General features: G+C 60.9%; 1 pseudogene. It reads right to left on the bottom strand.

Features of this window, described 5'->3' with window-relative positions:
- Positions 1-455, bottom strand: a pseudogene (locus ENZ75_RS33640) (VWA domain-containing protein); the annotation flags it as partial.
- Between the last annotated feature and the right edge of the window lie 154 nt (positions 456-609).

The following is a 609-nucleotide window of genomic DNA, read 5'->3' on the forward strand; positions in this document are numbered from 1 at the left end:
TCGATATCCTCTTCCATCGCATCGCCGATATAGACCAGCGCATTGACCTTAGCGGTTGCCGTCTGTTTCAACGCATGCGCCAGCACCTTGCCGATCTGGGTGTGACCGCTGCGGCACTCGATCCGCGTCATCAGCTGCTTCAAGGCATTGGTGTCGCTCACGAAAGCGGACGAACGGCACTCGCCAAGACCGCGAAAATAAACCAGTTGCACGCTGAGGGTTCCTGCCTTGCCGACGGCGTCGAACATCTGGCCCTGCAGCGTGCAGGCCAGATCCCAGGTTGGCTGGCGGCTCATCGTCGCGTCGAGAGCAAGGATCAGCCTGCCCGAACCGGTCGCCGATGCGGCAAGTGTCCTCGCCTGGCGAATGAAGGCGTCGATCTCGCCAGCGTTGGATTGAGGCTTGATCGGCGCAGGATTGGTCCTCGCTGGCACAGGTTGCTTCTTATCGCTCATAAAAAACAAGATGTGGCGTTGCCACATCGCTTGCAAGCCCCACATCGGGTGGCACAAAGGGCCAGACGGTGATGCCACCTGGGGTCAGAGCAGGCCGAGGTCGGCAAGCTCGCGCCTGAGTTTCGGCGGCATCTCGATCAGTCCGGCCTTGCCC

This window comes from Mesorhizobium sp. M7A.F.Ca.CA.002.04.1.1, assembly GCF_004022805.1.
GTDB classification, from domain to species: Bacteria; Pseudomonadota; Alphaproteobacteria; order Rhizobiales; family Rhizobiaceae; genus Mesorhizobium; species Mesorhizobium ciceri.